This is a genomic window from Peptoniphilus sp. oral taxon 836 str. F0141, assembly GCF_000179335.1.
GTDB lineage: Bacteria > Bacillota > Clostridia > Tissierellales > Peptoniphilaceae > Peptoniphilus_A > Peptoniphilus_A lacrimalis.
The window spans coordinates 1-2,138 of sequence record NZ_AEAA01000117.1 but is presented as its reverse complement, the minus strand read 5'-3'; the positions used below and the strand labels follow the sequence as shown (position 1 = coordinate 2,138).

The window sequence follows — 2,138 nt, the reverse complement described above, 5'->3', positions numbered from 1 at the left end:
GGGATTTTAAATTGTTTTTGTAATTTTTTAAATAGAATTTTGAGAGAACCTATAAAGAATTCTCTTTTTCTAAGTCCTATTAAAGTTGTAGCAAAGGATTTGAATTCATTATTATCCTTTATATTTACCTTTATACTCTATTGTGGTTTGTTTACAAGTATATATAGTCTTGTATTTTCTAAGCCTATAAAGCTAAGTCTTATCATTTTACTATTAGGTTTTATTGGAGCAAGCTTAAAGGGTTTATACAAGGATATACTAGAAAATTCTTTATTTATAAATTACTTTACAGATTTCTTTAAACTAGATAAAGAGGTGGACCAATGGTGGTAAGAACAAAAAAACTTCCTTTGATAATTTTTATGGCATTACTTGTCCTAGTATCCTATATATTTCTAAGCACAAAATTTTTCCTCGCTACAATGCTTATGTTTTGCGGAATATTTTTTGTCCTTTACGATATAAAAATTGGTCTTTGCCTTATGGCTTTTGCTTATCCATTTTTACCTGATATCATTGGACTTTTAGGTTTTTTATCCATGGGCTTTGTAATATTTTTAAGAAAAATTTTATTGGACCAAAGAGATTTTACAGTAGATATTTATGGTCTAAGCATAGGATTTTTTATAGTTTTAGCCCTTGCAAATACCTTGACATCGGTAAATGTAGGGGGATCTATAAGAGATCTTGGTCTTAACTGTGCGGGAGTTTCTTTTGTTTTTGCCATGGTTAACAGTCTAAGAAAAAAAGAAGATATAAATGTTTTTGTATCAGTTTTAATGGTTTCAGTCTTAATGGTTGCTCTAGTAGGCATAAGACAAATTTTTACAGGTGTTGTTATGAGACCAGAGTGGACTGATGTGGAAAATTCACAAGATATAGCAGTTAGAATTTACTCTGTATTCACTAATCCCAATATTTTTGCAGAATATTTAGTAATGACTATTCCCTTAGGCGTTGGTCTTATGTGGTATACCAAATCTATGAAGAAAAAAATGCTATTTATGGCAGGAGTTGGACTTTTGCTTATAGCCTTAGTGATGACAATGTCAAGAGGCGGCTGGTTAGGAATTTTTGTTGCGGCATTTATTTTTGTCTTAATTGTAGATAAAAGACTATTACTTTTGTCCATACCAATTATTCTTATAATGATTCCTTTCCTACCAAAAAGTATATTGGAAAGATTTATTTCTATAGGCTCAAATGTGGATTCATCCATCCTATATAGAACTAAGATATATGATATAACCTTTCATTTAATAAAGGATAATTTCATAAATGGTGTAGGCTTTGGCTATATACCGTTCAAGCAAGTTTTTGAAACCTATATAAGAACAATGCCCATTTATCACGCCCACAATACTTTTCTTGAAATCTTTGCAGAAGGCGGAATAATAGGACTTCTTGTATTTTTATATATGATTTTTTCTATATTAAAAAATGCTAATTTATATTTAGCAAAAAGTGATGATAAATATATAAAATATTTGGGAGCTGGTGCGATTGCATCTTTATTTGGAATTTTAGCCAATGGGATGACTGAACATATTTTATATATGCCAAGGATAATATTTACATTTTGGATTTTACTAGGAATAATTATTAGTCTTATAAGAATTTCTAAAAATGAAAAATTAGAGCTAACAAAAAAAGAAAATTTAAAAGTAGAAGGGGTTTCATGAAAAAAATTCTTTTTTCCGGCTACTTTGGTTTTGATAACTCAGGCGATGATGCCATCTTAAAAGCCATGGTAGATGATTTTAAAAAACTAAATATTGATATTGAATTAAAGGCCTTTTCTAACAATCCAGTAAAAACGGAAAAAATTTATGATATCAAAAGTGCCGATAGGTTCAACCTATCTCATCTTATCGCAAATTTAAAGGAAACAGACCTCTTTATATCAGGGGGAGGTTCGCTTCTTCAAGATGTAACCTCAACTAGGTCACTTGCATACTATTTATTTTTAATCTTTCTTGCCAAAATTTTAGGTAAAAAAGTCTATGTTTATGCAAATGGTATAGGACCGATAAATAAGCCCTTTAACAGATTTATAACAAAAATCATTCTGGAAAAAGTTGATTTTATAAGTCTAAGAGATAAGCTTTCTTATGACTTTGTAAAAAAATTAAAATTAA

General features: G+C 29.4%; 2 protein-coding genes and 1 pseudogene. All 3 read left to right on the top strand.

What is annotated here, in order from left to right; all coding sequences use genetic code 11:
• Positions 1-333, top strand: a pseudogene (locus HMPREF9131_RS08750) (hypothetical protein); the annotation flags it as partial.
• Positions 324-1,682: an O-antigen ligase gene (locus HMPREF9131_RS06085; protein WP_009345989.1), complete on the top strand. Its 1,359-nt coding sequence runs from the start codon at positions 324-326 to the stop codon at positions 1,680-1,682. The pseudogene HMPREF9131_RS08750 and the gene HMPREF9131_RS06085, both read left to right, overlap by 10 nt.
• Positions 1,679-2,138: polysaccharide pyruvyl transferase family protein (locus tag HMPREF9131_RS06080; RefSeq protein ID WP_009345987.1), on the top strand; the 460-nt coding region annotated here is incomplete at its 3' end. The genes HMPREF9131_RS06085 and HMPREF9131_RS06080, both read left to right, overlap by 4 nt.